Source organism: Butyrivibrio sp. AE2032 (genome assembly GCF_000702965.1).
This window is the reverse complement of the sequence record NZ_JNLF01000006.1, coordinates 190,654-207,353: the sequence shown is the minus strand read 5'-3', so window position 1 is coordinate 207,353 and position 16,700 is coordinate 190,654. Positions and strand designations below refer to the sequence as shown.

At 38.4% G+C, this 16,700-nt stretch carries 16 protein-coding genes; 15 read left to right on the top strand and 1 reads right to left on the bottom strand.

Annotation, left to right across the window (positions count from 1 at the left end):
• Nucleotides 1-18 precede the first annotated feature (18 nt).
• The 8 genes from rplU (at nt 19) to rsfS (ending at nt 4,303) form a co-directional block, all read left to right on the top strand.
• Nucleotides 19-327 carry a 50S ribosomal protein L21 gene (rplU, locus tag BO18_RS29190; protein WP_034452209.1) on the top strand — a complete coding sequence of 103 codons (309 nt, stop codon included), beginning with the start codon at nt 19-21 and terminating at the stop codon, nt 325-327.
• Nucleotides 328-345: 18 nt separating this feature from the next.
• Nucleotides 346-675 (top strand): ribosomal-processing cysteine protease Prp, encoded by a 330-nt coding sequence (locus tag BO18_RS29185; protein ID WP_034452208.1) that lies wholly within the window; start codon nt 346-348, stop codon nt 673-675.
• A 3-nt stretch (nt 676-678) separates the two neighbouring features.
• On the top strand, nt 679-966 hold the full coding sequence (gene rpmA, locus BO18_RS29180; protein ID WP_013280832.1) for a 50S ribosomal protein L27: 288 nt from the start codon (nt 679-681) through the stop codon (nt 964-966).
• Nucleotides 967-1,034: 68 nt separating this feature from the next.
• Nucleotides 1,035-2,387 carry a GTPase ObgE gene (gene obgE / locus BO18_RS29175; protein WP_034452206.1) on the top strand — a complete coding sequence of 451 codons (1,353 nt, stop codon included), beginning with the start codon at nt 1,035-1,037 and terminating at the stop codon, nt 2,385-2,387.
• A complete protein-coding gene (gene yhbY / locus BO18_RS29170) occupies nt 2,388-2,702 on the top strand; it encodes a ribosome assembly RNA-binding protein YhbY (protein WP_034452204.1) in 315 nt (104 codons plus the stop codon).
• 39 nt (nt 2,703-2,741) lie between these two features.
• Nucleotides 2,742-3,350, top strand: a complete 609-nt coding sequence (gene nadD, locus BO18_RS29165; RefSeq protein ID WP_034452202.1) for a nicotinate-nucleotide adenylyltransferase — start codon at nt 2,742-2,744, stop codon at nt 3,348-3,350.
• On the top strand, nt 3,347-3,928 hold the full coding sequence (gene yqeK / locus BO18_RS29160; RefSeq protein ID WP_034452201.1) for a bis(5'-nucleosyl)-tetraphosphatase (symmetrical) YqeK: 582 nt from the start codon (nt 3,347-3,349) through the stop codon (nt 3,926-3,928). The genes nadD and yqeK overlap by 4 nt, the downstream gene beginning before the upstream one ends.
• A 12-nt stretch (nt 3,929-3,940) precedes the next feature.
• Nucleotides 3,941-4,303 carry a ribosome silencing factor gene (gene rsfS, locus BO18_RS29155; protein ID WP_034452200.1) on the top strand — a complete coding sequence of 121 codons (363 nt, stop codon included), beginning with the start codon at nt 3,941-3,943 and terminating at the stop codon, nt 4,301-4,303.
• A 199-nt stretch (nt 4,304-4,502) separates the two neighbouring features.
• Here rsfS and lexA read toward each other — a convergent pair whose 3' ends face one another.
• The gene (lexA, locus tag BO18_RS29150) at nt 4,503-5,120 is read right to left on the bottom strand and encodes a transcriptional repressor LexA (RefSeq protein ID WP_034452199.1); all 618 of its coding nucleotides are present in this window, start codon (nt 5,118-5,120) and stop codon (nt 4,503-4,505) included.
• 185 nt (nt 5,121-5,305) lie between these two features.
• On the opposite strand from lexA, the gene BO18_RS34575 reads away from it, so the two are divergent.
• The 7 genes from BO18_RS34575 (at nt 5,306) to BO18_RS29115 (ending at nt 16,685) form a co-directional block, all read left to right on the top strand.
• Nucleotides 5,306-5,725, top strand: a complete 420-nt coding sequence (locus BO18_RS34575; RefSeq protein ID WP_051689291.1) for a LysM peptidoglycan-binding domain-containing protein — start codon at nt 5,306-5,308, stop codon at nt 5,723-5,725.
• A 55-nt stretch (nt 5,726-5,780) separates the two neighbouring features.
• Entirely contained in the window at nt 5,781-7,307 is a 1,527-nt protein-coding gene (locus tag BO18_RS29140; RefSeq protein ID WP_034452197.1) for a DHH family phosphoesterase, read from the top strand.
• A 104-nt stretch (nt 7,308-7,411) separates the two neighbouring features.
• On the top strand, nt 7,412-8,533 hold the full coding sequence (locus BO18_RS29135) for a D-alanyl-D-alanine carboxypeptidase family protein (RefSeq protein ID WP_051689290.1): 1,122 nt from the start codon (nt 7,412-7,414) through the stop codon (nt 8,531-8,533).
• Nucleotides 8,534-8,627: 94 nt separating this feature from the next.
• A complete protein-coding gene (locus BO18_RS29130; RefSeq protein ID WP_081861325.1) occupies nt 8,628-11,141 on the top strand; it encodes a hybrid sensor histidine kinase/response regulator in 2,514 nt (837 codons plus the stop codon).
• The gene (locus BO18_RS29125; protein WP_051689289.1) at nt 11,135-13,813 is read left to right on the top strand and encodes a DegV family protein; all 2,679 of its coding nucleotides are present in this window, start codon (nt 11,135-11,137) and stop codon (nt 13,811-13,813) included. Before BO18_RS29130 ends, BO18_RS29125 begins: the two co-directional genes overlap by 7 nt.
• Complete coding sequence (locus BO18_RS29120) at nt 13,813-15,714, top strand: EAL domain-containing protein (protein WP_034452191.1); 1,902 nt, start codon at nt 13,813-13,815, stop codon at nt 15,712-15,714. The genes BO18_RS29125 and BO18_RS29120 overlap by 1 nt, the downstream gene beginning before the upstream one ends.
• Entirely contained in the window at nt 15,711-16,685 is a 975-nt protein-coding gene (locus BO18_RS29115) for a response regulator (protein ID WP_034452189.1), read from the top strand. The genes BO18_RS29120 and BO18_RS29115 overlap by 4 nt, the downstream gene beginning before the upstream one ends.
• The last annotated feature ends 15 nt before the right edge of the window (nt 16,686-16,700 follow it).

The following is a 16,700-nucleotide window of genomic DNA, read 5'->3' as shown; positions in this document are numbered from 1 at the left end:
TGAAGAAGGAGGTAACTTATGTACGCAATTATTGTAACTGGTGGAAAGCAGTACAAAGTTTCCGAGGGCGACGAGATCAAGGTAGAGAAGCTTGATGTAGAGCCTGGAAAAGAAGTAACATTTGATAATGTTATTGCAGTAAGCGACGACAAGACTCTTAAGGTTGCTGGCGATGTAAGCTCAGCAAAGGTTAGCGCTACAGTAGTAGAGCAGGGTCGTGCTAAGAAGGTTATCGTTTACAAGTACAAGAGAAAGACTGGCTATCACAAGAAGAACGGTCACAGACAGCCATTCACACTTGTTAAGATCGACAAGATCACAATGTAATTAGTTTAAGCGAATACCATGACAACCATAACAATTACCAGATCGTCAGATGATAATTACAAAAGGATTGAATGCAAAGGTCATGCAGGTTTTGATGACTATGGCAAGGATATAGTTTGTGCAGCAGTTTCAGTACTTACTATTAACACCATCAATTCTCTTGAGGAACTCACTGATGATGATCTCGTTGTAACACAGGACGAGAAAAAGGGAATAATTACAATGGAATTTGATAACAAGCTTTCAGATTCAGCGGTTTTACTTCTGAAATCCTATGAACTTGGGATCAATGGTATTTACGAAGAGTACGGTAAGAAGTATTTGAACATTAAAATTAGGAGGGAATAAGTCATGATGAATATGAACCTTCAATTTTTTGCTCACAAGAAGGGTGTTGGATCTACTAAGAACGGTAGAGATTCAGAGTCCAAGAGACTTGGAGCAAAAAGAGCTGATGGACAATTCGTGAAGGCTGGAAATATTTTATACAGACAGCGCGGAACACACATTCATCCTGGTGTAAATGTTGGAATCGGTAGCGATGACACATTGTTTGCACTTGTTGATGGTGTTCTCAGGTTTGAGCGCAAGGGCAGAGACAAAAAGCAGGCTAGCGTTCATCCTGTAGAGAATAAGTAATTTGTACCTTTCAGGCTTCAAACTTATCGTTTGAAGCCTGTTTTTTACTAAATGATTGAGGAATAATTATGCCTGTATTTGTTGATAAAGCCAAAATATTTATTCAAAGTGGAAAGGGCGGCGACGGCCATATCTCTTTTAGACGTGAGAAGTATGTTCCTAACGGAGGCCCTGACGGCGGTGATGGAGGAAAAGGTGGAGATATCATCTTCAAAGTAGATGAAGGTATCAATACACTTTCAGACTTCCACTACGGCGGAAAATATAAGGCTGAAAATGGTGAAGATGGAAATAAGAGACGTATGCACGGTAAAAACGGTGCAGATCTCATAATAAAGGTTCCTGAAGGAACTGTAATAAAAGAGGCCGAAAGTGGTAAGGTTATTGCTGATATGAGTGGCAATAACAAAGAGGCCGTTATTTTAAAGGGCGGAAAAGGCGGAAACGGTAACATGCATTATGCAACATCTACAATGCAGGCTCCAAAGTATGCACAGCCTGGTCAGCCAGCAATATCACTTGAAGTTCTTTTAGAGCTTAAGGTCATTGCCGATGTTGGACTTGTTGGTTTTCCAAATGTTGGAAAATCCACCTTCCTTTCAAAAGTATCCAATGCCAAGCCTAAGATTGCCAATTATCATTTCACAACACTTACTCCTATGCTTGGTGTTGTTGATCTTGATGGTGCAAGAGGCTTTGTAGTCGCAGATATTCCCGGACTTATCGAAGGTGCATCTGAAGGAGCAGGTCTTGGACACGAGTTTCTTCGTCATATCGAGCGTACCAGAATGATGATCCATGTGGTTGATGCTGCCTCTACTGAGGGTAGAGACCCATTAGAGGATCTTGAAGCTATCAATAACGAGCTCAAGAACTACAACGCAGACATATCTAAGAAGATCCAGGTTATTGCAGCCAATAAAGTGGATATGCTTCCTGAGGGTGAAAATTCAGAAATAATTAATAAGATCAGAGAAAAGTATGAACCACTTGGAGTAAAGGTTTTTGCAACATCCACCCTTACTGGAAAAGGCATTAAAGAATTGTTATACTATGTAAGTAGTACACTTTCTGAGATGAAGGATGAGCCGGTAACCTTTGAACAGGAATTCTTCCCTGAAGAAATCTCCAGAGAAGCTGATGATGCATACTCAGTATTCTACGATCAGGACGAGGCAGAATATGTCATTGAAGGTCCTAAGATTGAGAAAATGCTTGGTTACACTAATCTTGAATCCGAAAAGGGATTTGCTTTCTTCCAGAAGTTTCTTGCTGATACAGGAATTTTGGATGAACTTGAAAAGTTACACATACAGGAAGGCGATACCGTCAGAATGTATGGCTATAGTTTTGAATACTACAGAAATGCAGATACTGTACCTGTAGATGACGATGAAGATACAGATGAGGTTGATGAATAAATGACACTTACTAGCAAACAAAGAGCTTTTTTAAAGGGACTTGCAGCTGACCTTGAACCGGTTTTCCAGATTGGAAAATCCAGTGTTTCTCCCGAGGTTGTTACAGCTATTTCCGAGACTTTTAATACACATGAGCTTGTAAAGATCACAGTATTAAAGAATTGTCTTGATGATGTTAATGAAGTAGCCAGAACTGTTTCAGAGAGAACAAGGTCTGATCTGGTTCAGGTAATTGGAAGAAAGTTTGTTTTATATAAGCCTTTCAAGGACGATCCGAAGATTATTCTTCCCAAGAACAAAAAAGCAGATATATAAATCTAAACCCTTTCAATATACCATTTCGGAGGCTAAATTATGGAATGCAGAAAAATTGGTATACTAGGCGGAACATTTGACCCTATACACAACGCACATTTACTTCTCGGCGAATCGGCCAGGGAGCAGTTTGGGCTTGACAGAATTATCTACATCCCCAATAACCTTGCTCATATGCCAAACAGAACCGAAGTATCCAGCGGAGATATACGTTATCAGATGGTGAAAATGGCTATTTCTGATAACCCATATTTCACCTGCTCAAGACTTGAGATAGATAAACCGGAAGGCACCTATACCTATGATACTATTCAGGATCTGAAGCTCATGTATCCCGGAGATGAATTATATTTGATCCTTGGTGGAGACTCTATTATAGGCATTGATACATGGTATAGAGCATCTGAACTGTTGAAATCCTGTATTATTCTCGCGGCTGTAAGAGAACAGGATGATCTTCCTGCTCTTGATAAAAAGAGAAGAGAACTGGCCAAGATTTATGGAGCTGATATAAGACTTCTGACTTTTAACAGGATGGATATTTCCGGAACTGAAATAAGACAAAGAGTGAAGACCGGACGTTCTGTCAGATATCTCATGCCGGAACAGTGTATTGAGTTCATGTGTATAAAGGGGCTTTATAGATGAAAACTATTGAGATCTCTCAAAAACTCAGAAAACAGCTGGAGAAGGAATTAAAACCTGACAGGTTTGATCATACCTTAGGTGTGGCTTATACTGCTGCCAGTATGGCTTTTGTGCATGGAGCAGATGTCGAAAAGGCCTTAATTGCAGGCTTTTTACATGACTGCGCTAAATGTATGTCACATGATGAGCAGATAAAAATCTGCGAAAAGAACAATATCGACATTACTGATGTAGAGAGAAGAAATCATTCTCTTTTACATGCCAAGGTTGGAATGTACCTTGCAAGAACCAGATATGATGTCTACGATACGGAAATCTTAAATGCCATAAGATGGCATACAACCGGAAGAGAGGACATGTCTCTTCTGGAAAAGATAATTTACATAGCAGACTTTATAGAACCTAACAGAAAGCCATTAGAAGGACTTCCTGTCATAAGAAAAGAAGCCTTTGAGGATTTAGACAGGTGTCTTGCTCATATTCTCCATGATTCTGTTATCTATCTACAAACCATCGGAAAAGAATGTGATGATGCTACTATGAACGCCTATGAATTTTACAAAAAATACTACAAATAACGAGAGGTAAATATGTCAGATATTGAGATTTCAAAGAAGATGGCTGCCATGGCGGTTGATGCTTTAAATGACAAAAAGGCAGAAGATGTTAAGGTAATTGATATCAGCAATATTTCTACATTAGCTGATTATTTTATCATAGCTGGAGGTACTAACCGTAATCAGGTTCAGGCCCTTGCTGATAATGTTCAGGAAAAGCTGGGAAGATCAGGACACATGACCAAAAATGTAGAAGGATACGACAGTGCAAACTGGATCCTTCTTGATTTTGGTGACATCATAGTTCATGTTTTCGACAACGAAAATAGACTATTCTACGACCTCGAAAGAATCTGGAGAGATGGAAAGCTCATCGACGCAGGAGAATTGGCATAAATGCCGCTTTTAATCCATTCATTTTAAAATGCTTGTTTGCTCCTACGTTGTGGTTTTCTAGAATTAAATAAAACAGCAAATGCCTCATTTCGACGTTGCTTAAAGCAATTGGCATTTGCTGTTTTTTTAATTCTGAAAATCATCGCCTCGTGCGAGAACTGCGCATTTAAAAAATATATGGCTCAAAAGCTACTTAATCTCAATAGAATCTCATAACTCCAAAAACCTTACCCAGTATCTTACAATCATCTACGATAATTGGATCCATAGAATCGTTTTCAGGCTGGAGTCTGATATGATCTTTCTCTTTATAGAATGTCTTTACTGTAGCTGAATCATCGATAAGAGCTACAACCTGATCTCCGTTTTTAGCTGTATCACATACTTGTACGAATAGTTTATCACCGTTGTAGATGCCGGCGTTTATCATGGAATCGCCTTTTACGTTAAGGATAAAGGCATCTGCACCCTTAGGGCACATCTCAGCAGGGATAGGAATGTAGGAATCGATGTTCTCCTCGGCGAGGATAGGAGTTCCTGCTGCTACCTGACCAACTACAGGAATGCTGACAATCTCAGTCCTTACCATATTGAATCCATCATCACAGATTTCAATTGCGCGAGGCTTAGTAGGGTCTCTCCTGATATATCCGTTCTTCTCAAGAGTCTCTAAGTGGGAGTGAACGGAAGAAGTAGATTTAAGATTAACAGCCTTACATATATCCCTTACAGCCGGTGGAAAGCCTCTTAAAAGAGTCTGTTCCTTGATATAATCAAGAATTTCCTGCTGTTTGGGTGATATCTTACCTTTTGACATAGGGCTCCTCCTGTGTGAATATACTACATTTTTTTATTAGTATAGCACAGAGTTAAAAACAAATGCAAATATTTGTTCGGAAAATATGTTCGAAAAATGTTGACAAGCGAAAGTTTGTTCGATATTATTATTTCAGAACAGTTGTTCGTAACATTTGTTTGGGTTTTCATTTAAGGAGTATAGTCATGAGTGAAGCAATGAGAGCAGCAGCAAGTCTTTATAACGATCCCAGATATTTCAGCGAAAGTGAAGTGCGCATTCGTAAAAACAAGATGAAAAGACAGCGCATTTTCAGAAGACAGGTTTGTCTCTTGGCATTAGCAAGTGCATTAGTGCTTTTTCTTATGATATTTATTTTTTCATCATTTATGTCAGATGCTCAGTCCGATGATTTTACACCTGAATTTAAATATTATAAGACAGTAACTGTTCATGCTAATGATACTTTATGGGATATTGCAAAGAGTAATTATTCCTCTGAACATTATAAGAACGTTAATGCATATATATCAGAGATTTGCTCAATCAATTCAATTGCTGATTCTTCATGCCTTCAGGCTGGAGAAGCACTTATAATTCCTTACTATTCAACTGAATTTAAATAAATTTAGTCTATCATTCTTCCTTGGTTTATTATATGATATGACCGAGGGAGTGATTATGAAATTATCTAGTCTATTAGTATATGATTCTATTGTAATTCAGTGTCACGACAACCCTGATGCAGATGCAATCTGTTCAGGGTATGTTTTGTTTAGATACTTTGAATCTCATAAAAAGAAGGTCCGTTTTGTCTATTCTGGCAATTTCGAGATCACAAAGAGTAATCTGGTTTATCTTGTTCAAAAACTCAACATTCCAATTGAATATATAAAAACCTTAAGATCTAAACCAGATCTTCTTTTGATGACTGATTGCCAGTACGGGGAAGGTAATGTTAAGAAGTTTAAAGCCAAGGAGGTTGCAGTAATCGACCATCATCAGGTTTCCTGCAATCTGCCTGGCCAAAACGAAGTAAGAAGTAATCTTGGAAGCTCATGCACTGTTATTTGGAATCTTCTCAAGATAGAAGGTGAAGAGAAGTTAATAGACAAAAAGATTGCAACCGCCCTTTACTATGGGCTTTATTCAGACACCAATGCTTTTTCAGAAATTGCGCATCCTTTGGATAAAGATATGGTGGATTCTCTTGACTATGATAAGTCGCTTATCTTAAGACTTAAGAATATGAATCTCACTCTTAAGGAAGCCAGAATAGCTGGTGTTGCAATGCTTGGGCTTGAGTATCATAATGCCAATAAATATGCGATTTTGAGAGCTGAGCCCTGTGATCCTAATCTTCTTGGACTTATAGGAGACTTCATCGAAGGAATTGATACTGTAGATGTATGCCTGGTATATAGCGTACTTCCTTTCGGTGTTAAATTTTCTATCAGAAGCTGTGTTACAGACACAAGGGCAGATGAATTGGCTTCATTTATAGCTGATAAATTAGGTTCAGGAGGCGGTCATACTGAAAAAGCCGGTGGAATATTAAAACATGAGCTTTTAAAGAAGGAATACCCTGATTATGTAGATGTAGATGATGATTCTCCAAGACATTCCATCAACAACATTATCAGAGAGCGTTTAAATGATTACTTTGAAAACTCTGACATAATCTGTGCAAAAACGACTCCTCTTGACACTTCAAAAATGAAGAAATATGTCAAAACTCCAAGGATTATTGGATTTGTTAAACCTCAAAAACTTATTCCTCCAGGAAATATGGCTATTGTAAGAACCATAAAAGGAGATAATAATGTACCGATAAGAGATAACACAGTCCTTATTATTGGCCTGAATGGAGATGTTTTTCCAATTAGTGAAGAGAAGTTCCAGAGTACCTATAAGATAAATGGCAGAAAATTTAAACTAGATCTTGATTATACTCCTATAATCAAAGACGCAGATAACGGTAAAACTTATCCTTTGATTCCCGAAGCAAAGGGGTGTATTTCTACAACTGAGCATCATATCTATGCCGAGAAGCTTACAAAAACCACCAAGGTATTTCCATATTGGGACTGCGATACCTACATGATCGGTAAAAAGAGTGATTACATTGCAGTTAGTGTAGATAATCCCCATGATATATTTATTGTAGAGAAAGATCTTTTCAAAAAAATATATCGGTCAACTAAATAAAACCACAAAATTTTAATTCATTTATTGTGGCCTTTTTCCCTTGAAGTAGCATGTAAAAAGATGGTAATATATTGCCGTTACATGTTTACTTTGGGGGTTTTTTTTTGAGTTACACAAGAGCTAATTACAGAAGAAAAGATGGCCAGAGACTTACGGCCTCAGAATATAGAAAAAGACGTCAAAAAGAAATAATAATTCATCTTAGCATGCTGGCATTTGCTTTTCTGGCAGTTGCAGCAGGGCTTATTTTTCTTGTAGTCAAGGTGACCCATAAGAAGACGGAAGAGCCTGTTGCGCAGGTTGTAGAACAGGCAGTAGAAGAGGTATCAATTATTGATACCGTGGTTGAAGACGTGGAGATTGAAGAAGAGAACGTCTACCTGACAAAATCCGAAGATTCCGAGAGCTTTTTTGATGGATATAGTGTCTCACCTGATTCCGATACGGTATATATTTCCAGCGAGGAAGTTTATAGTACTTACGGACTATTAGTCAACCTTGAAACCGGAAAGGTGGTTGCTTCCAAGGATGGTAATGTCCGCATCAATCCAGCTTCCATGACCAAGATATTGACCCTTTTGGTCGCTGTAGAAAACATGGAAAATATAGATGACACCTTTGTCATGACCAGAGAAATTGGGGATTATGTATTCAAGCATGACTGTAGTGCAGTAGGATTTGAGGTAGGAGAAGAGCTCACAATCAAGGATCTTCTTTACGGTACGATACTACCTTCCGGTGCAGATGCAGCAATGTGTCTTGCTGAGTACGTGGCAGGATCTCAGGAAGCTTTTGTAGATTTGATGAATAACAAGCTCGCAGAGCTTGGGCTTTCAGATACAGCGCATTTTACAAATTGCGTTGGAGTTTATGATGAAGATCATTACTGCACACTTCTTGATATGGCTATGATACTGAAGGCGGCTGAAGAGAACGCTCTTTGTCATGAGGTATTAAACGCAAGGACCTATCTTACTACACCTACAACTGAGCATCCGGAAGGCCTTCAGATATCCAACTGGTTTCTCAGGAGAATAGAAGATAAGGATACCCATGGTGATGTAGTAGGCGCCAAGACTGGCTTCGTAAACCAGTCAGGTTGTTGTGGTGCAAGCTATCAGATATCCAATGATGGTAAACACTATATCTGTGTAACAGCCGATGCCTGGAGCTCCTGGAGATGTATTTATGACCAGGTTGATATTTATGAGACTTACACAAGCTGATTCTCACTAAAAAACAGGCATTTTGAGTTATTTTTTGTTCTAATCATTATCGATATATAGTATACTTTTATAGACAGGTTATGGAGGTATACTATTGGGTAAAGGCACAGTCGAAAATGAGTTAAAAAAGGTTGTTTACCTTAGTATGATAATGACCATGACTATATTGGCCATTCTCATAATAGCCCTTAACAGGATAATGAACTGGGAAATATGGATGTTACCACTCATTATCTTAGGTACAGCTATTTGCTGGGGGATATACCTGGCAAACCATTTGCCACAAAGATCACAGATATACATTTGTGGTATTGTGTCTATGCTCTTTGTGTTTTATTATTGCGTCAAGATTCAGACCGTATTCGACTGCGGAACTGTCATTGTTATCATGTTGTTCCTTTTCACTTTTACCAGGGAACGAATTCTTACTATAGCAGGTGCTATTTGCGCCTTTTTAAGTCTAATATTTCACCTTATTGTTGAAAAAAGCATACATCCACTTGACCTTGACCTCTACTCTGTAGTCAGAGCTGCCATGGTCTTTCTAATAGTTCCTTTTTCAGCAATAATCATAGACCATATCGTGAAGGCCTGGACTAATGCCGAGCACAAATATCTAAGTCAGATAAAATCCCTCACAGATGAAAACGAAAGAGTTAATAACTTCCTGGCAAACGTTTCCCATGAAGTAAGAACACCTATCAGTGCGGTGATAGGTCTTTCTCATGTGCTTCAAAACGAGAATCTTTCAGAACAGACAATGAGCAAGATAAAAGCCATATCAATTGCAGGCCACAGGGTTTCTGAGCAGATCAATGATATCCTCGATTTCACGGAAATTGATATGGGTAAAATAGCTATCACTAATGACACCTATATGGTTTCTTCAATGATCAATGATCTTTTACCGCAGCTGGCCTATTCTGACAATTACGGACTTGATCTTGTGATCGATATAGATCCTAAGATTCCCGCCGTTCTTGTAGGCGACGAAACTAAGATAAAAAGAATTATATGGCATCTAATAAGGAATGGTTTTAAGTACACTAAAGAAGGTGGTGTATGTCTTAATATAACTGCCGATAAAAGACCTTACGGCGTTAATCTCATTATAGTTGTTAAGGATACAGGCGTTGGAATAAATAAAAATGAGATGGACAGCATATATGAGAAGTTCTATCAGGTGGATAGTGGCAGAGCCAGAACAAGCGGAGGTTTAGGCCTTGGAATTCCTATTATCAACGGTCTCACTAATGCTATGGGCGGCGTTTTCACTATAGAAAGCCAGATAGGTGAGGGCACTGTTGTAAAGGTTAGTATTCCTCAGAAGGTGGTTGATTCAAAGCCTGGTATTTCAGTGTCAGATCATGAGAACTGTGTTGCAGCCGGTTTTATTAGCTTTATGACTACAACTCAACCTAAGATCCGCGATTTTTATCTGGAAATGATCGGAAGGCTTTCAAATAGTCTGGATATTAAGTTTTTCAGAGTTCAATCAATAGATGAGCTGCAAAAACTGATCCTTAACAATAAGATAACTCACTTATTTGCAGGAACAGGAGAATATCTTGCGAATAGAGACTATCTTGATGGACTAGCCCGGAAAATGAATGTTGCTATATTAGCTGATCAGGGATTTGATGAAACGGTAGCCCATGGTATTACTTTGCTCCAAAAGCCATTTTATGGCACTCAGATTGCAAATTTCCTTAACCATCAATTCAGCAATGAAATACCTGAGGACTTAGTGGTTACCTTCCCAGGAGTCAAAGCGCTTGTTGTTGATGACGAGCATATGAATCTTGTGGTAGCAAAAGAGATATTTGAATCTTATGGAATGATCATTTCAACAGCCTCCGGTGGTGAAGAAGCCATTAAAATGTGCGATCAAAATGATTATGACATCGTCTTTATGGATCATATGATGCCCGGCATGGACGGTGTTGAAGCCATGCACATAATCAAGCAGAACGCCGGTAAGGCAAATAAGCCAATACTTGTTGTAGCTCTTACAGCAAATGCCATCAGTACAGCAAGAGAAATGTTTATTTCCGAAGGCTTTGATGGTTTTATTCCTAAGCCAATAGAAGTAACAGAGCTGGAAAGAGTGCTAAAAAAGGTCCTTCCAAACAATTTCATTTCCTACTCAGAAAAGAAAGCAATTATATCCAAGGATACAGTTTCAGAGAAGAAAACATTAGATAGCACCAAAGAGGATAAAACGGATATCATTGAGGTTTTAAAAGGCCTCGACGTTGATACTGAATATGGACTTGATTATTGTTCAGGAGACAAGGACTTCTACCTTGAACTTCTTGCTGACTATGCTGATAAGTCAGATTCCAAGCTAAAAGAAATACAGGATTACTTTAATAACAAGGACTATAAGAACTACGAAATCAGAGTCCATGGAGTCAAGAGCACATCAAAGCTTATAGGAGCCATGAGCTTATCAGAAAAAGCCAAACAATTGGAAGATGCAGCAAAAGAAAAAAATGAAGCCTTTATAACAGATTATCACGACATATTTATAAAAGACTATGAAGCGCTAATGAATACAATTAAAAGCCACCTTTCACCCGGTGAGGAAGGAGGCTCATTATGCTAAATTCCTTCAGAAAATTCTTAAGAAGCTTTCTTAAGGTTGAAGACAATGTAAGAACCAAAATATTTATCATACTAAACGGAATTGGCTTTTTAGCCATGTCTGTTGCCATTCTGACAGACATAATCATCGGCGAACATCCCGTTGAGATCATTGCCCTGATCATCACTGGAATACTTTCTTTTATTATCACTATTTGGGCTTCAAGAAATGACAAGATCCAGATAGCTGCCAATATAATGGCTGCATGTATCGTTATAATAATTGTGCCTATAGCCTTTTATTTTGGCGGAGGACCTACAGGTGGCGGAATTATCTGGTACAGCTATGCCTATCTTTATGTAGGCATTATACTTGTGGGAGCCATGAGATGGATCATGCTGTCTCTTCTGACCGTGAACATAGTAGGGCAATTTGTTATCTGTTATCTGTTTCCTGATTATATTCCAAGTCATGATAAACTTCCTTTTTTCGTTGATGTTTGCGTCTCAGTTTTGCTAGTGGGTATTTCCGTATTTTTCATGGTGCTTATCCAGCATATGCTTTATTTGGAGGAGAGTGAAAAATCAAAGGAAAGAGCTAAAAAGATTGAGGAATTAAACAGAGCTCAGAACAGATTCTTCTCTAGCATGAGCCATGAGATAAGAACACCTATCAACACCATTATTGGTCTTAATGAGCTAACCTTAAGAGAGAATATTTCACCTGAAGTTACAGAGAACGCCAAGAACATTCAGGCTGCATCAAAAATTCTTTTATCTCTTATAAATGATATCCTTGATATGTCCAAGATTGAATCAGGAAAAATGGACATAGTAAAGGTTCAATATGACGTAGGAAAGATGCTTTCCGAGATCGTTAATATGATATGGATAAAAGCCAACGAAAAGGGGCTTAAATTTACGATTTCAGTTGATCCTACTATGCCTTCACAGCTCTTTTCCGATGAGGTCAGGATAAAGCAGATTCTGATCAACCTGTTGAATAATGCCGTGAAGTACACAAAAGAAGGTCATGTTTCTCTTTCAGTTCACTGCACAAGGACAGAAGGTGGAAAAGCTCTTGTATCATATTCTGTTGAAGATTCAGGAATGGGTATAAGGAAAGAGAGTATACCTCATCTTTTTGATGCATTCAGAAGAGAAGATGAAGAAAAAAACAGGTATATCGAGGGCACAGGTCTTGGTCTGTCTATAGTTAAACAACTGGTTGATCTGCTTGGTGGAAGTATATCAGTAAATTCTGTTTATACTAAGGGCTCAACTTTCGTTGTTTCAATCGAACAGGAAATTGTCGATGACTCCATGCTTGGTGATTTTGACAGCCACAGGGAAAACGCTGCAAAGGACACTTATCAGTATCATCAAAGCTTTGAAGCACCTGAAGCAAGAATACTCATAGTGGACGATAATTCAACAAACCTTATGGTAGCAAAAAAGCTACTTAAAGCAACTAAGGTTATGGTTGACACCGCAGAAAGCGGAGAAAAAGCTCTAGGGCTGACTTTGCAACATGAGTATCACGTAATACTCATGGATCACCTTATGCCTGTAATGGACGGTATAGAGTGTCTTCATGCCATCAGAGCTCAGGCCGGAGGTCTTTCAAAGGATACTCCTATTGTGGCACTTACAGCCAATACGGGTTCAGAAAACCAGGCTCTTTATAAACGTGAGGGCTTTGATGCTTATCTGATGAAGCCTGTAGACAGTGCAGAGCTTGAAAGCACCATCAGAAAGCTGCTTCCTCAAAAGCTGGTAAAAGTCAGCCAGGGTAATGACGCTTCTGAAGATAACGAGAGTATCTATCATGAAATCAGAAGGAAGATCCCTATTGTCATAACTACAGAAAGCACTTCAGATCTTCCGGCAGAGTTAATAGAAAAATTTAATATACCTGTTATCCCCTTTAAAGTTCATATCAATGAAGGTGTTTTCTATGATGGCTTGGAAGCAGGCAATGACACTATAGTACGTTCCATGCAGGATACTAGTATCATTACCAGAAGTGAAGTACCTTCTGTTGCGGAATATGAGGATTTCTTCTCTGATCAGCTGACGCATGCACAGCATATAATCCATATTTCCAGTGCTAAAAGTATAGGAGATGGATATGCTAATGCCTGCGAAGGTGCGTTGGCATTTTATAACGTGAGAGTAGTGGATTCAGGCCTTGCATCAGGTGGTCTCGGATTATTAGTAATGTATGCAAAAAGTCTAACTGAAACAGGAATGTTTGATCCTGATCAGATCGTAGAGGCTCTTGAAGAGAAAAAAGACAAAATATCTACAAGTTATATAATCAACAATACAGATTACCTCTACAGAAGCGGAAAACTGTCTAATTACGTGCATAAGATATGTGTAGCATTTATGCTGCATCCAATTGTTGAAGCCAGAAATTCCAGCTTAAACATTAGGAAACTATGGGCCGGCAGCTTTGATAAAATATCATCCAAATATATAAAGAGTCTTTTAAAGCATCCCGGAGAAATAGATAAATCAGTCCTGTTTATAACCTATTCGGGACTTATGCATTCTGAAATTGAAGAGATCCAAAAAGAAATTGAAACCTATATACATTTTGACAAAATATATGTGCAAAAAGCTTCACCGTCCGTTTCAATTAACTGTGGCCCGGGTACCTACGGTCTGTTTTTCATGAGGAAAAACTGATGATCCAATATAACCTTTACTTTGAAATATGTTCAATACCCATATATCTGATAATGCTTATAGCGACTCTTTCCAGGAAGATGATAAGAGGAAGATCAAACTCTTTTCTGAATCTGATCCTTATCTCTGGACTTTTAGCCGCTTTAAGCGATACGACAGGAAATTATATCCTTTCCAAGGCATATCCACTTACAGATTTGCAGGTATTTTCTGTTAAAATTTTAAATTATATCTATTACTTTTTCAGATCTGCATCAATCACACTTTATATCTTTTACATTTATAGCGTAACAAGAACCTGGTATAAGATCAGGCAGATATGGAAGCGACTGATCATCCTGATGCCTTTTCTTATTATCGTTACTTTACTTGTAATAAATATATCAAGAGGAAATATTTTCTACGTAACAAATCAGACAGGATATCACCGTGGAGCTCAGGTTCTTACAGTATATTTCTGTGCTGCATTCTATATGTTTTATGGTATCATTTATCTGATCTATAGAAGAAAGCTTCTTAAGACTTCAGAATGGGTTTCTTTAACAATGCTTTATATTCCAAGTATTGTGGGTGTCATTATCCAGTATTTCAAGCCTGAGACCCTTGTAGAATGCTTTTTCACCAGTCTGACATTTCTTTTCGTAATAATCTTCGTTCAAAAGCCTGAGAAACAGGTAGATATGAATACCACACTGCCAGGATACTTTGCTTTTAAAGAAGAAATGGGTAAAATCCATGCTACAAAGCAAAAGGTTCAGGTTGTAATTGCAAGGATTTCCAACGCTGAACAGCTTCTCAGATATCTGGGAGAAAAAGCATATTATGATTATATGCACTCAATTGGCAGAGTAATAGAGCATTACGCAAAAGAAGAAAAACTAACAATTGAGTTTTATTTTGAAAATCCCGGATGCTTTTATATTATTCTTGAAAATATAGACTACAATCCTGTGCAAGCTATTCCTTATGTCCGGGAAAAAGTTAGGGGGAAAAGCGGAAAGGTATCAGACACCGGTGCGAGCATAGATCTAAAAATAGTTACAATAGCCTTTCCTGATGATATTGAAAACGTTAACGATCTGTTATGGTTTGGTCATAACTTCATAAGATTTACTGAAGGAAAGATCTATTGTCATGCTTCACAGATACTCAGCCAAAGAACCTATCAGATAGAGACAAGACTTGATGATATCTTAGGTCGAGCCATTGATAACGGCCAACTTAAGATAAATTACAATCCAGTTTGGTCAGTAAAAGAGGGTAAAGCTCTTTTTGCAGAAGCCGTAACTACTATACATGACGAGATTTTCGGAGAAATCGATGCAGATACACTTAGAGTCGCTTCAGAAGCAAGAGGCACCAATATGCTTATGGAAGACTATGTGATGGAACGTGTATTTGCATACTTGGGATCAAATAAAGTTGCAAAAGAGTATTATGAGTACATTATAATTCATCTTTCCTCCAGTCTGGGCATGCAAAAGAACTTTACTGACAGGGTTTGGACTCTCAGAAATCAATATAACGTTAATCCTGCTTTCATTTGTTTTGCCATAAGTGACACAGTATATGATATGATGAGAGGGGGACTTTATGACAACATAAGGAAGTTGACCCTTCAGGGCTACAGACTTGGAATTGATGGTTATGGTAACGGTTATTCGAACATAAAGAATATTGTGGAACTCCCTATCAGCACTATAAGACTGGACAGGACCATGATAACCGAAGTAGAAACCGAACAAGGCAAGGCGCTTCTTAGTGGATTGATCCAGATGCTAAACAACATTCCAATTCCTGTAGTTGCTCCTGCTGTTGACAATTTTGAGACAAAAGAAATGTTAACCAATATGGGGTGCGACCTTATGCAAGGTGCGTACTTTGAGAGGGAAAAGCATTGAAAAAGATAATGATAGTAGATGACGAGCCTATGATGCTCAAAATTGCAGATCGGGCTCTAAAAGACTTTTATCAGACAATTCAGGCTTCCTCCGGAGAAGAAGCTCTAGAGCTTTTTGACAGCCAGTCTCCGGATATGATCATTTCTGATCTTAAGATGCCTTCAATGTCAGGAGAAGAACTTCAAAAGAAGATAAACGAAAGACGAGGAGAGAATCTCCCCTTTATTTTCATGACTGCTGATGAGGAATATGATAATGCAGAAGCAAACTTTATCAGAAAGCCTGTAAAAGCAGAAGAACTGTTAAACCTGGTAAATAGATTATTTGAAAAGACAGGCAGAAAGATAATCACCCACGATGAGTTAAAAAGAGGCACAGGTGATACCAAATCCGAGAGAGAAAAGCTTCCACAGTGGCTCGTTAAGTCTCCACTGGTCAATGTTCATGCCGGCCTTAATAACAGCGAAACAGCAGCGTATATGCTTTCTGCAATAGACATTTTCCTTGATCATGCTCAACCAAATCTTGAGGATATGGAAAGATTTTTTGCAGCAGGTGACTATGAAAATTTCACTGTTAAAGTTCATGCTTTAAAGAGTACAGCAAGGATAATTGGCGCCATGATACTTTCAACCATGGCCGGCGCAATGGAAAAGGCCGGAGTAGAAGGCGACATGGAATACCTTAAATCAGAGTATCCTTTGCTCATTGATGAATATAAAAAGTACGTAAAGCTCTTTTCCCATAATAAGAAAGAAGAGAGCAAAAAAGACATTTCTGACGATGAACTTGCAGACGTTATGCTAGCAATTAAGGAATATGTAGCTGCTGAGGACTTTTCACTTACAGAAGATGCTATAGAGTATCTTGAAAAATGTAATATTTCTCCTGAAAAAGAGAAGTACATAGCCGATATAAAAAAGAGCCTTTATCAGCTTGACTGGGATAGTATCCACAGTATAGTCGGTTAATGGTATTGGAGGATT